Annotated in this window: 14 protein-coding genes; 7 read left to right on the forward strand and 7 right to left on the reverse strand. The window is 69.7% G+C overall.

All coding sequences use genetic code 11. The annotated features are described in order from the left end of the window. The first annotated feature begins 33 nt into the window (after window positions 1-33). Both ACKI2N_RS03895 and erpA read left to right on the forward strand, forming a co-directional pair. Entirely contained in the window at window positions 34-504 is a 471-nt protein-coding gene (locus ACKI2N_RS03895) for a bactofilin family protein (RefSeq protein WP_420995939.1), read from the forward strand. A 121-nt stretch (window positions 505-625) separates the two neighbouring features. Then, window positions 626-994, forward strand: a complete 369-nt coding sequence (gene erpA, locus ACKI2N_RS03900) for an iron-sulfur cluster insertion protein ErpA (RefSeq protein WP_420995941.1) — start codon at window positions 626-628, stop codon at window positions 992-994. A gap of 107 nt (window positions 995-1,101) precedes the next feature. Here the strand turns inward: erpA and ACKI2N_RS03905 are convergent, their stop codons facing one another. After that, window positions 1,102-1,914 carry a phytanoyl-CoA dioxygenase family protein gene (locus ACKI2N_RS03905; RefSeq protein ID WP_420995943.1) on the reverse strand — a complete coding sequence of 271 codons (813 nt, stop codon included), beginning with the start codon at window positions 1,912-1,914 and terminating at the stop codon, window positions 1,102-1,104. A gap of 101 nt (window positions 1,915-2,015) precedes the next feature. On the opposite strand from ACKI2N_RS03905, the gene ACKI2N_RS03910 reads away from it, so the two are divergent. Then, window positions 2,016-2,930: a LysR substrate-binding domain-containing protein gene (locus ACKI2N_RS03910; protein ID WP_420995945.1), complete on the forward strand. Its 915-nt coding sequence runs from the start codon at window positions 2,016-2,018 to the stop codon at window positions 2,928-2,930. 31 nt (window positions 2,931-2,961) lie between these two features. Here ACKI2N_RS03910 and ACKI2N_RS03915 read toward each other — a convergent pair whose 3' ends face one another. Together ACKI2N_RS03915 and ACKI2N_RS03920 are read right to left on the reverse strand one after the other, a co-directional pair. Continuing rightward, complete coding sequence (locus ACKI2N_RS03915) at window positions 2,962-4,113, reverse strand: anhydro-N-acetylmuramic acid kinase (RefSeq protein WP_420995947.1); 1,152 nt, start codon at window positions 4,111-4,113, stop codon at window positions 2,962-2,964. 6 nt (window positions 4,114-4,119) lie between these two features. Continuing rightward, the gene (locus tag ACKI2N_RS03920; protein WP_420995949.1) at window positions 4,120-5,499 is read right to left on the reverse strand and encodes a M23 family metallopeptidase; all 1,380 of its coding nucleotides are present in this window, start codon (window positions 5,497-5,499) and stop codon (window positions 4,120-4,122) included. A 225-nt stretch (window positions 5,500-5,724) separates the two neighbouring features. Between ACKI2N_RS03920 and tyrS the strand changes: the two genes are divergently transcribed. The 4 genes from tyrS (at window position 5,725) to ACKI2N_RS03940 (ending at window position 8,927) form a co-directional block, all read left to right on the forward strand. After that, window positions 5,725-6,966, forward strand: a complete 1,242-nt coding sequence (tyrS, locus tag ACKI2N_RS03925) for a tyrosine--tRNA ligase (protein ID WP_420995951.1) — start codon at window positions 5,725-5,727, stop codon at window positions 6,964-6,966. A 19-nt stretch (window positions 6,967-6,985) separates the two neighbouring features. Next, complete coding sequence (gene dtd, locus ACKI2N_RS03930; RefSeq protein WP_420995953.1) at window positions 6,986-7,447, forward strand: D-aminoacyl-tRNA deacylase; 462 nt, start codon at window positions 6,986-6,988, stop codon at window positions 7,445-7,447. A gap of 64 nt (window positions 7,448-7,511) precedes the next feature. Then, entirely contained in the window at window positions 7,512-8,168 is a 657-nt protein-coding gene (locus ACKI2N_RS03935; protein WP_420995955.1) for a YbhB/YbcL family Raf kinase inhibitor-like protein, read from the forward strand. A gap of 84 nt (window positions 8,169-8,252) precedes the next feature. Beyond that, the gene (locus tag ACKI2N_RS03940) at window positions 8,253-8,927 is read left to right on the forward strand and encodes a histidine phosphatase family protein (RefSeq protein ID WP_420995957.1); all 675 of its coding nucleotides are present in this window, start codon (window positions 8,253-8,255) and stop codon (window positions 8,925-8,927) included. 21 nt (window positions 8,928-8,948) lie between these two features. On the opposite strand, the gene ACKI2N_RS03945 is transcribed toward ACKI2N_RS03940, so the two are convergent. The 4 genes from ACKI2N_RS03945 to ruvA form a co-directional block, all read right to left on the reverse strand. Beyond that, window positions 8,949-9,674 (reverse strand): queuosine precursor transporter, encoded by a 726-nt coding sequence (locus ACKI2N_RS03945; RefSeq protein ID WP_420995959.1) that lies wholly within the window; start codon window positions 9,672-9,674, stop codon window positions 8,949-8,951. 90 nt (window positions 9,675-9,764) lie between these two features. Then, window positions 9,765-10,349 (reverse strand): BPSL1445 family SYLF domain-containing lipoprotein, encoded by a 585-nt coding sequence (locus ACKI2N_RS03950; protein ID WP_420995961.1) that lies wholly within the window; start codon window positions 10,347-10,349, stop codon window positions 9,765-9,767. Window positions 10,350-10,545: 196 nt separating this feature from the next. Beyond that, window positions 10,546-11,601, reverse strand: a complete 1,056-nt coding sequence (gene ruvB, locus ACKI2N_RS03955) for a Holliday junction branch migration DNA helicase RuvB (protein ID WP_420995963.1) — start codon at window positions 11,599-11,601, stop codon at window positions 10,546-10,548. A gap of 102 nt (window positions 11,602-11,703) precedes the next feature. Further along, window positions 11,704-12,285 (reverse strand): Holliday junction branch migration protein RuvA, encoded by a 582-nt coding sequence (gene ruvA, locus ACKI2N_RS03960; protein WP_420995965.1) that lies wholly within the window; start codon window positions 12,283-12,285, stop codon window positions 11,704-11,706. Window positions 12,286-12,302 lie beyond the last annotated feature (17 nt).

The following is a 12,302-nucleotide window of genomic DNA, read 5'->3' on the forward strand; positions in this document are numbered from 1 at the left end:
CGCCGGCAACTCCAGAGAGGGGCAAAAGGACCTATGTTTTTTTCCAAGAAGAAAGGCTTGGCGATCGATACCCTGATCGGCCAGCACACCGTGATCCAGGGCGATCTCACGTTTTCCGGCGGCCTGCGCCTGGACGGGCGCGTGCGCGGCAACGTGACGGCGCTGGCCGAGCAGTCCAGCATGCTGGTCATCAGCGAGAAGGGCGTGGTCGAAGGCGAAGTCCGCGTCGGGCACCTGATCCTCAACGGCACCGTGACAGGCCCGGTCCACGCGGCGGAACTGCTGGAGCTGCAGCCGCACGCGCGCGTGTACGGCGAAGTGCACTACGCGGCGCTGGAAATGCACCAGGGCGCGCTGGTGGAAGGGCGCCTGGTGCCGCTCGGCGCCAGCGAGCCGAAAGCGCTGCCCAACCTGTCGCTCGCCAGCGGCGGGCAGGGCGCGAGCGGGGCGGCCGAAGAGGTGGAGGTGGCCGAGGTGGCCGAGGAATCGCAGAAAACCGCCTGACGGCGCGCCTGCCGGCGCACCCGCGGCGTCCATCGGAGGCAGAAGCCCTTGAAGTTGCGGGGTTTCGGCACGATCTTCCCGGAGCGCTTAGAATACAGGCGTATCTAAACAGGAGAACCCCATGAACGCAGTCGCAGAGGCACCCGTTACCGAGGACATGCCGGCTCCGTTTGTCTTTACTGACAGCGCTGCCGACAAGGTCAAGCAGTTGATCGAGGAAGAGGGCAATGCCGAGCTGAAACTGCGCGTCTTTGTGCAGGGCGGCGGCTGTTCCGGCTTCCAGTACGGCTTCACCTTCGATGAAGAGGTGAACGAGGATGACACCACCCTCGACAAGAACGGCGTCACGCTGCTGATCGACTCGATGAGCTACCAGTACCTGGTGGGCGCCGAGATCGACTACAAGGAAGACATCAACGGCGCGCAGTTCGTGATCAAGAACCCCAACGCAACCACGACCTGCGGCTGCGGTTCTTCGTTCTCGGTCTGACATACCGGGTCACATACCGGCAGCATCGAGAAGTATCGGAAAAGCGCACTTCGGTGCGCTTTTTGCTTTTTGGGCCCGGCGTGCACCGGCATGAGGCGGCGGCGGGCCTACGGCGCGCGGCGCCACACCACCGGGAACCAGTCCTCCCGCATGCGCTCGCCGTTGGCCAGCCCGATGCCGGGGAACGGCGGCGAGGTCCGGCCGGGCCGTTCCAGGTAGCGCACGTCGTCGCCGAGGAAGCGCGCCGAGAAGGCGCGGCGCCGGCCGGTGCCGGCATTGCCCGCGGCGCCATGCACGGTGCGGAAGTCGAACACCACCGCGTCGCCGGGCTCCAGTTCCGGCGCCAGGATCGCGTGGCTGCCATCCTCCACGTCGGGCATTTCCATGAACTGGTCGCCGCCGGCGTAGAAATTCTCGTTGCTGGCCCAGCGCTTGGGCCGCACCAGCCGGGGCCAGCGGTGCGAGCCGAGCACCACGCGCAGGGTGTCGGCGGTGGTGACGGCGTCGAGCGGTATCCAGTAGCTCGCGGTCTGCAGCCCTTCCACGCAGTAGTAAGGCAGGTCCTGGTGCCAGGGCGTGGGCTTGGCCGTGCCCGGCTCCTTGACCAGGATGTGTTCGTGGAAGACCTGCACCGCGCTGGCCCGCATCAGCTGCCCGGCCATCTCCGCCGCCGGCGAGCGGCGGATGAAGTCCGCGAACGGCGCGATGCGCTGCCAGTTGCAGTAGTCCTCGAAGAAACGCCCGCGCTCGCCGTCGCCGACGTTTTCGATGGCGAAGGGGCCGGGATGGGCGAGGTTCTGCTCGAAGCCCTCGCGCAGCCTGGCCACCCAACCGGCGAAGGCGCCGCGCAGCACCAGCGCGCCGTCGCGCTGGTAGGTTTCGATATCGGCTGGCGAGAGGGCGGCTGGCGAGAGGGTCACGATGGTCCTTTCCGGCGGTCGTGGGGCGGGGATGGGACGAGTATCGTGGCTGCCGTGGGATAGGAAAAGTATATATTTCCTATGCTGTAGTATTGGAAATCATGATTGATTTCTCTTTCCGCCAGCTCGAGTACTTCGTGGCCGCCGCCGAGCACGGCAGCATCAGCGCCGCCGCGCGGGCGCGCCATGTGTCGCAGCCATCGGTATCGCTGGCGATCGCGCAGCTCGAGGAAACGCTCGGGGAAACGCTGTTCCGCCGCCAGGTCAGCCGCGGGCTGGAGCTGACGCCGGCCGGCCAGCAACTGCTAGGCCGCGCGCGCGATATCCTGGCGCTGGCCGCGGGCCTGACGGTGGGCGGCGCCCAGGGCGCCGGCGGGCGTGGCCTGAGCGGGCAGCTTTCGCTGACGTGTTTCCAGGACCTCGGCGCCTACTACGCGCCGCGCCTGCTGGCGGGCTTTCGCCGCGAGCACCCGCATGTGTCCGTGACCTTGTTCGAGGCCGACCTGGTCGCCGTGCACCGCACGCTGAGCGCCGGCAAGGCGGAACTGGCGCTGACCTACGATCTCGGTTTCGACCAGCGCATCGCGCGCTGGGTGGTGGCGCGGCTGGCGCCCCATGCCTTGCTGCCGGCCGGCCACGCGCTCGCCGGCCAGGCGGACGTCAGCCTGGCCGAACTGGCCTCGGAGCGGCTGATCCTCGAGGATATCGCGCAGACGCGCGAGTATTTCCTGTCGCTGTTCTGGGCCCACGGCCTGCGCCCGCAACGGCACCAGTACACCCAGACCTTCGAGATGCAGCGCGGGCTGGTGGCGCACGGCTATGGCGTGGCGCTGTCGTGCACGCGCCCGGCCGGAGACCACAGCTATGACGGCGAGCCGATCGTCTGCCTGCCGCTGCGCGACGCGGTGGCGCCGCAGCGCGTGGTGCTGGCGCGCTCGCCGGCCATGCGGCCGTCGCCGGTCGCCGAAGCCTTTATCCAGTGGGCATGCGAGGCCGGCCACGCGGCGCCGGCGTGAAGGCGGTGGCGAGGCTGCGGCCCGGCGTGCCTCAGCGCGGGTATAGCGCGCCCAGCACGCGCGGGCCGGCCGCGCCGGTGACGGTCGGCACGTTGCCCGGCGCGCGCAGCAGCATCCGGCGCGCCAGCCACGCAAAGGCGATGCCTTCGACCTGCGAGACCGGCACGCCGAGCTCGTCCGAGCTTTGCACCGCCACGCCCGGCAGCGCGCGCGCCAGCAGCGCCATCACGAAGCCGTTGCGCGCGCCGCCGCCGCACACGATCAGCCGCACGGCGCCGGGCGCGTGCGCGCGCACGTCGCGCGCGATGGCCTCGGCCGTAAGCGCGGCCAGCGTGGCCTGCACGTCGGCCGGCGCGAGCGCCGCGCCGTGCGCGCCGAGATGGCTTTCCAGCCAGGCCGGGTGGAACAGGTCGCGCCCGGTGCTCTTGGGCGGGGCCATGCTGAAATACGGCTCGGCCAGCAGGCGCGCCAGCAGCGCCTGGTCGATCTTGCCGCTTGCGCCCCAGGCGCCGCCGGCGTCGAAGGCCTGGCCGTGGTGGCGCTCGACCCAGTAGTCGAGCAGCACATTGCCGGGACCGCAGTCGAAGCCGGTCACCGCGGCCCGGCCCGCGTCCGCGGCGGGCAGCACGCTGATGTTCGAGATGCCGCCGATATTGCAGGCCACGCGCGTCTCGCCGGCGGCGCCGAACAGCGCCTGGTGCAGCGCCGGCACCAGCGGCGCGCCCTGGCCGCCGGCGGCCACGTCGCGGCTGCGGAAATCCGCCACCACGTCGATGCCGCACAGCTCGGCCAGCAGCGCCGGCTGCTGGCTCTGGCGCGTGTAGCCGGTGCCGTCGTACAGGCCGGGGCGATGGCGGATGGTCTGCCCGTGCGCGCCCACGGCCGCGACGTCCGCCGCCGCCAGCCCGGCTTCGCCCAGCAGCGACGCCACGCAGCCGGCATAGACGCGCGCCAGCCCGTTGGCGGCCAGCGCCTCGCGGTGGATCTCGTCGGCGCCGGGCTGCTGCAGCCCCGCGAACGCCTCGCGCAGCTCGGGCGGGAAGGGCTGGTGGGCCGCCGCCAGCACCGCGGGCCGCGCGCCGGAGAAATCGACCAGCACGCCATCCGCGCCGTCCATGCTGGTGCCGGACATGATGCCGATGAAGCGGTCGGGGAAGGGCGGGGCGGACGGCGGAGTCGGCATGCGGGCTCAGTTGTTGATGGAAGCCACGTTGTAGGTGCGCAGCGCGTTGATGCGGCTGAGCAGTTCGCTGGAGTAGGCCTGGAACTGCTGGCGCGCGGGCCCGGTCAGCGCCGGCGTGTCCAGCGCGGCGATGGCCAGCGGGTTGAGCGGCACGTCGTTGACGCGGAACTCGTAGTGCAGGTGCGGCCCGGTGGCCCAGCCGGTCTGGCCGACGTAGCCGATCACCTGGCCCTGCGACACATGCTGCCCGCGCTGCATGCCGGCAAAGCCGGACAGGTGCGCGTAATAGGTGGAGTAGCCGCTGTGGTGCCGGAGGATGACGATGTTGCCGTAGCCGTTCTGCTGGCCGACGAATTCCACCTCGCCGTCGCCGGTGGCCATCACCCTGGTGCCGGTGGGCGCGGCGAAGTCCACGCCCTTGTGCTGCGCCCAGTTGTGATGCAGCGGGTGGTTGCGCCCGCCGAAGCCGGACGACACGCGCGAGAATTCCACCGGCGAGCGCAGGAACGGCCGCTTCATGCTGCGCCCGTCGAAGGTGTAGTAGGCGCCCTGGGCGCTGCCGTCGGGCGCGTACCACAGCGCCTGGTGCAGCTGGTTGTGGTTGATCAGCTCGACCGCGACCACGCGGCCGTTGCGCACGAAGGCGGCGTCGCGGTAGCCCGCCTCGTAGACGATGCGGAAGCGGTCGCCGGCGGTGATGTCGTGGTGGAAGTCGATGACGCCGGAGAAGATCGAGATCATCTGCGCGACCACGTCGTCCGGCACGTCGGCGGTGTCCATGGCCTTGAAGAAGCCGCCCGCGGCGATGGCGCCGGACAGCATCTCGTAGTGCACGTCGTTCTTCACCGACTGCACGCGCGCCTTGTAGACCGGCGCGGCGGCGTCGCCGGCGCGCTCGATCACCAGCTCGCGCGAGGACTGCGCGTCGCCGCCGAGGTTGGCCTGCAGCGACACCAGCAGATTGTCCTGGTCGACCTCGGCCTGCACGTTCTGGCCCGGCTCGAGCGCGAACAGGCCGCGCGCGGTGGCGTTGCCGCGGATGAAGACCTGCGCGTCGGGGTCGTCGATGCCGAGCCGCTTGAGCAGCGCGGCGATGGTGTCGCCGCGCTGCATGCGCGCCTCGCGCACGTAGGTGGCGTCGGTTTCGGTAAGTTGTTCGAGCTGGTCGCGCAGGTCGGGCAGCCGGATGGCTTCCCGTACACGCGGCGCAAGGGGGTCGTCGTAGGCATTGCGCGGCGCCACGCCCATGGCGGCCGCCATGCCAAGCGTAAACACCGTGCCGACCGCTGCCGTGAGCTGCTTGCGCCGGCGCGCGTGCAGGGCATTGGTCGGATCGACGAGAACCACCAGCTCACGCGCGAAAACTTCGCGGAGTCTGGACCACATCACGTAAAATTCACTCTTTGTTTCGGGCTGCGCAGCCGCGACGATCTGCTTCGTCTGCCTTCCTCCCCCGAGGTGCGGCGCGTGCCATATTGGTTTGCCGCCGTAGAATGGCGGTTGGCCCACGGGAACGTCCCGCCGGCACAAGAAGCGCGGATTATACCAAAAGCAGCTGCTGTCTGTTTTTCGTACGCGTCTGAATTCTCATGTTTTTCAAAGACTTACGTCATGACTGAAGTTTCCTCCGGCGCCGCCACCTCCTACCCCCTCACGCCTACCGTGATGCACGCCCTGGAAGTGTCCAAGCGCGGTTGCGACGAGCTGCTGGTCGAGTCCGAATGGCTGGCCAAGCTCGCGCGCAGCGAGGCAACCGGCGTGCCGCTGCGCATCAAGCTCGGCCTCGACCCGACCGCGCCCGACATCCACATCGGCCACACCGTGGTGCTCAACAAGCTGCGCCAGCTGCAGGACCTCGGCCACCAGGTCATCTTCCTGATCGGCGACTTCACCTCCACCATCGGCGACCCGTCCGGGCGCAACGCCACGCGCCCGCCGCTCACGCGCGAGCAGATCGAGGCCAACGCCCAGACCTACTACCGCCAGGCCAGCCTGGTGCTCGACCCGGCCCGCACCGAGATCCGCTACAACAGCGAGTGGAGCGATCCGCTCGGCGCGCGCGGCATGATCGAGCTGGCGGCCAAGTACACGGTGGCGCGGATGATGGAGCGCGACGACTTCACCAAGCGGTTCCGGTCTGGGATTCCGATTTCGGTCCATGAGTTCCTCTACCCGCTGATGCAGGGCTACGATTCGGTCGCGCTCAAGTCCGACCTCGAGCTCGGGGGCACCGACCAGAAGTTCAACCTGCTGGTCGGGCGCGAGCTGCAGAAGGAATACGGCCAGGAGCAGCAGTGCATCCTGACCATGCCGCTGCTGGTGGGACTGGACGGCGTGGAGAAGATGTCCAAGTCCAAGGGCAACTACATCGGCGTGACCGAAGCCCCGAGCGACATGTTCGGCAAGCTGATGAGCATCTCCGACGACCTGATGTGGAAGTACTTCGAGCTGCTGTCGTTCCGCCCGCTGAGCGAGATCGACCTGATGAAGCAGGAAATCTCGCTGGGCCGCAACCCGCGCGACTGCAAGGTGCTGCTCGGCCAGGAGATCGTCACGCGTTTCCACAGCGCCGCCGACGCCGAGCGCGCGCTGGAAGACTTCAACCACCGCGCGCGCGGCGGCGTGCCCGACGACATCCCCGCCGTCAGCCTGTCCGGCGCGCCGCTGGGCATCGCCCAGCTGCTCAAGCAGGCCAGCCTGGTGCCGTCCACCTCCGAGGCCAACCGCAATATCGAGCAGGGCGGCGTCAAGATCGACGGCGCCGTGGTCAGCGACAAGGCGCTCAAGGTCGAGGCCGGCAGCTACGTGGTGCAGGTCGGCAAGCGCCGCTTTGCGCGCGTGACGCTGGCGTGAGCGCGTCCCGGAGCCGTTCATGATCGCGCTGATCCAGCGGGTCTCGCAGGCCCGCGTCACGGTCGAAGGCCGCACCACCGGGGAGATCGGCGCCGGCCTGCTGGCGCTGGTGTGCGCCGAGCGCGGCGACACCGAGGCCCAGGCCGAGCGCCTGCTGGCCAAGCTGCTGTCCTACCGCGTGTTCTCCGACGCCAACGGCAAGATGAACCTGCCGGTGCAGGACATCGACGGCCGCGGCACGCGCGGCGGCCTGCTGGTGGTGTCGCAGTTCACGCTGGCGGCCGACACCAACAGCGGCACGCGCCCGAGCTTCACCCCGGCCGCCGCGCCGGCCGACGGCGAGCGGCTGTACGACCATTTCGTGCAGCGCGCCCGCGCCGCGCACGGCGAGGTCCAGACCGGCGAATTCGGCGCCATGATGCAGGTCAGCCTGGTCAACGACGGCCCGGTGACCTTCTGGCTGCGCGTGCCGCCAGCCTGAAGCGCCGGCCCGAACCCCATACGGCCGCGCCGCGCGCGGCGCCCAAACCAGCAAGGAGAGACACATGAAGATCTGGAGCAAGGCATTCGGCGACAACGGGCCCATTCCGGTCGAGTTCGCCTTCGGCGCGATGGACCCCGCCGCCCACGTGGCGCTGTCCGCCAACCGCAATCCCGACCTGCACTGGGACGAGGCGCCGGCCGAGACGCGTTCGTTCGTGCTGATCTGCCACGACCCGGACGTGCCGAGCCGCGGCGACGACGTCAACCAGGAAGGCCGCGAGGTGCCGGCCTCGCTGCCGCGCGTGGACTTCTTCCACTGGGTGCTGGTGGACATCCCGCCCGGCCTGCGCTCGATTTCCGCGGGCAGCCACAGCGACGGCGTGATCGCGCGCGGCAAGCCCGGCCCCGAGGCCACCGGCGGCACCGCGGCCGCGGGCGGCCTGCGCCACGGCCTCAACGACTACACCGGCTGGTTCGCCAACGACCCCGACATGAAGGGCGACTACTACGGCTACGACGGCCCCTGCCCGCCGTGGAACGACGCGCTGCTGCACCACTACGTGTTCACGGTCTACGCGCTCGACATCGACCGCCTGCCGCTCGACGGCACCTTCACCGGCGCGCAGGTGCGCGAGGCGATCCGGGGGCACGTGCTGGCGCAGGCGGCGATCACCGGCACCTACACGCTCAACCCGAAGCTGGCCGGCCTGGCGCAATAGGCCGCGAGGCCGCGAGGCCGCGCGCGCTGCCGGCCATGCCGGCGGGGCGCGCCGGCAAACGCAAGGAAGAGAAAAGGAAACGGCATGTCGCAATTGCCCGGGCCGCATTCGCTGGCCTTCACCCACCTGATCCTGATCCGCCACGGCGAGACCGCCTGGAACCGCGAGCGGCGCCTGCAGGGGCAGCTCGACATCCCGCTCAACGCCACCGGCGTGGCGCAGGCGGATGCGCTGGCGCAGGCGTTGTCCGGCGAGCCCATCGACGCGGTCTACGCCAGCGACCTGTCGCGCGCGATGCAGACCGCGGCGCCGCTGGCCGAGGCGCTCGGCACCACGGTGCGGCCCGACGCGCGGCTGCGCGAGCGCTGCTACGGCGCGCTCGAGGGCAGGACCTACGCGGAGGTGGCGGAGAATTCGCCCGAGGATTTCGCCCGCTGGCAGGCGCGCGTGCCGGACTACGCGCCGGAAGGCGGCGAGTCCCTGCTGGCTTTCCATGAGCGCGCGGTGGAAGCCGCGCTGGCGCTGGCGCGCCGCCATCCGGGCGAGCGCATCGCGCTGGTGGCGCATGGCGGCGTGCTCGACTGCCTCTACCGCGAGGCCAACGACATGACGCTGGAAGCGCCGCGCCAGCACGAGCTGCTCAATGCCAGCATCAACCGCCTGCGTTGCGACAGCCAGCGGCTGACCGTGATGCAATGGGCCGACGTGGCCCACCTGCAGGACCTCACGCTGGACGAGGTGGACCGCCGCGTGCCCTAGCCGCGGGCACGGCGCGCAGCCTTACACGCGCAGCCGGAACGGCGTGAAATCGGTATTGCGGTCGTACCAGTCCTCGCGCTCGGCGCGCTTGAGGAAACCCACCACCTTGTAGGTGACCGGCGTCATCACCACTTCCCAGCCGGTCTTCAGGATGTACTGGGCGATCGCCACCTGGATCACCTTCTCCAGCGGCCAGACGCCATAGAAGGCGATCACGTAGAACAGGGAAGAGTCGACCAGCTCGCCGGCCAGCGTGGAGCCGATGGTGCGCGTCCACAGCCAGCGGCCTTCGGTCCACAGCTTCATCTTGGCCAGCACGTAGCTGTTGGCGAAACTGCCGCAGCAGAACGCGATCAGCGAGCCGAGCGCGATGCGCCACGTGTTGCCGAACACGTCCTGCAGGCTCTTCTGGTAATCGCTCATGAACGGCGCCACCGGCATTTCCAGTACCACCAGGCTCATGAAGGTGGCGAAGGCCAGCGCGGCGAAGCCGGCCCACACCACGCGGCGGTCGCGCCCGTAGCCGTAGACCTCGGTCAGCACGTCGCCGAAGATGTAGGAAATGGGGAAGAACAGCACGCCGGCGCCGAAGGTCACCGGGCCGATCAGCGGCAGCGTGATCTGGGCCGCCTTGGCCGCGCCGATCAGGTTCGAGCACAGCAGCACGGTGACGAACGCCACCATCACGAGATCGTAGTAGCGGTAGACGCGCCCGGTATGGCCGGGCGTGGCGGTCGACGTGGTCATGGCGGTTCCAGGGGCGGCGGTGTGGCGATTATGCCAGCCATGCCGCCGCCGCGTCGCCGCCCGCAGCGGCCCGCGCGGGTCCGCAGGTTCCTACAGGTTCAGCTTGCCGATCTTGGAGCCGTCCAGGGAGACGTCGAACATCAGCCCGGCGTTGGTCTGCACGAAACCGATCACCGGCTGCCGGGCGGTGTTGGTGTCGATCGAGCCGTTGGCACCGATCTTGGCCAGCGCCACGCTGGCGTCCGCGCCGACGGTCCAGCCGCTGCTGTTGACGAACTTGTTGTAGGCGTCGGGCGTCATGAACATGATGATCACCGCCTTGGACTGCCCGCCCGCGGTCAGGCCCACCGAGGCCGAAGTGGTGCGGTAGTAGCCCACCGGGGCGCCGCGCGAGCGCAGCACGCCTTCGCCGTACTCGCCGCCGATCACCAGCCCGGCCGACAGTACGCGCGGGAAGATCAGGATCCCCTGGGCGCGCGCGGCCAGCTCGCGCGCGCTGCTGGTCGTGCTGTAGAGCCGGTTGAGCGCGCCGTCCGCCCCTGCGTCGATTTCCTGCTTCTTGGCCGCCGCATCGGTCGGCGCATCGGTGCCCGTGGTGGTGCAGCCTGCGGTGAAGGCGGTGGCCACGAGCAGGCCCGAGCCCGCCATCCGGGTCACAAACTGGCGTCGATTCATGTGTTCTCTCCTGTCAGGAACGAATCAGGCCGGCCGCCCGGCATGCAGCGCCAGGCCGGCACCGCGTCGCGGCGGCCGGAGCTAAGTCATTGTGGACAAACAGGCAGCCGCCAGCAATGCGCGACGAAAGAATTGTCTGCGGCGAACGAAAGTATTTAACGCGGGGGCTGCTGCACCGCGGCGGGGCCGCCTTCGCTCAGGGCGCCGGCTCGGCCTCGCCGCCCGGCGCGGCCAGGCCGAAGTGCAGGTAGGCGGCGGCGGTGGCCATGCGCCCGCGCGGTGTGCGCTGGAGGTAACCCTGCTGGATCAGGTACGGTTCCAGCACATCCTCGATGGTGTCGCGCTCCTCGCCGATGGCCGCGGCCAGGTTGTCCACGCCGACCGGGCCGCCGCCGAACTTGTGCAGGATCGCCTCGAGCAGCTTGCGGTCCATCAGGTCGAAGCCGACCGCGTCCACGTCCAGCATGGCCAGCGCGGCATCGGCGGTGGCGCGCGTGATGGTGCCGTCGCTCTTGACCTCGGCGAAGTCGCGCACGCGCCGCAGCAGGCGGTTGGCGATGCGCGGCGTGCCGCGCGCGCGGCGGGCGATTTCCAGCGCGCCGAGCGGGTCGATGCGGGCATTGAGCAGTTGCGCCGAGCGGGTGACGATGCGCCCCAGCTCCTCGGCGGTATAGAACTCCAGCCGCGCGACGATGCCGAAGCGGTCGCGCAGCGGGTTGGTCAGCATGCCGGCGCGCGTGGTGGCGCCGACCAGCGTGAACGGCTGCAGGTCCAGCTTGACCGAGCGCGCGGCCGGGCCTTCGCCGATCATGATGTCGATCTGGTAGTCCTCCAGCGCCGGATACAGGATCTCCTCCACCACCGGCGAGAGGCGGTGGATCTCGTCGATGAACAGGACGTCGTTGGCTTCCAGGTTGGTCAGCAGCGCGGCCAGGTCGCCCGGGCGCTCCAGCACCGGGCCGGAAGTCTGGCGCAGGTTCACGCCCATCTCGCGCGCGATGATATGCGCCAGCGTGGTCTTGCCCAGCCCCGGCGGCCCGAACAGCAGCACGTGGTCGAGCGCCTCGCGGCGGTTGCGCGCGGCGTGCATGAAGATGTCGAGCTGGCCGCGCACCTTTTCCTGGCCGACGTATTCGTCGAGCAGCTTGGGGCGCAGCGCCCGCTCGAAGGCCTCCTCGTTGGGGGAGGCGGTGGTGGGGGCGATCACGCGGTCGCTGCCGCGGTCGGGGACCAGCTTGTCGGTTTCGATCATGGATGTGCTACGGACGAAGTGGCTCGATTGTAGCCCCTGCGGGCCGGGCGCCCGGTGCTTTGCCGGGGCCGCTCAGCGCCTGCCGGGGTCCGCCGCGGCCGCTCAGCCCTTGGAGAGCGACTTCAGCGCCAGCTTGATGCCGTCCGACACGCCGGTGCCGGCCGGCACCTGCTTGATGGCCAGCGCGGCTTCCTTCTCCGAGTAGCCCAGCGCCAGCAGCGCGTTGAGGATGTCGACGGCGTTGTCGTGCACCGGCGCGCTGCCGGGCGCATGGCCGAGCTCGGCGCCGAGCTTGCCCTTGAGCTCGAGCAGCAGGCGCTCGGCCGTCTTCTTGCCGATGCCCGGCACGCGCGTCAGGCGCCCGGCCTCCTGCAGCGTGATGGCCTGCGCCAGCTCGCCGACCGACATCCCCGACAGCACGGCCAGCGCCATGCGCGCGCCGATGCCGGTGATCTTGATCAGCTCGCGGAAGGCATTGCGCTCGGTGGCGGTGCCGAAGCCGTACAGCAGGTGCGCGTCCTCGCGCACGATCTGCTGGGTCAGCAGCGTGACCGGATGGCCCACCGCGGGCAGGTTGTAGAACGTGCTCATCGGCACGTCGATCTCGTAGCCGACGCCGTGGCAGTCGACCAGCAGGTGCGGGGGATTCTTCTCGATGAGGGTGCCGGCGATGCGTCCGATCATGGTGTCTGGTGTGTGCG

Origin of the sequence: Cupriavidus sp. 30B13, assembly GCF_049059565.2 — a bacterium.
GTDB lineage: Bacteria > Pseudomonadota > Gammaproteobacteria > Burkholderiales > Burkholderiaceae > Cupriavidus.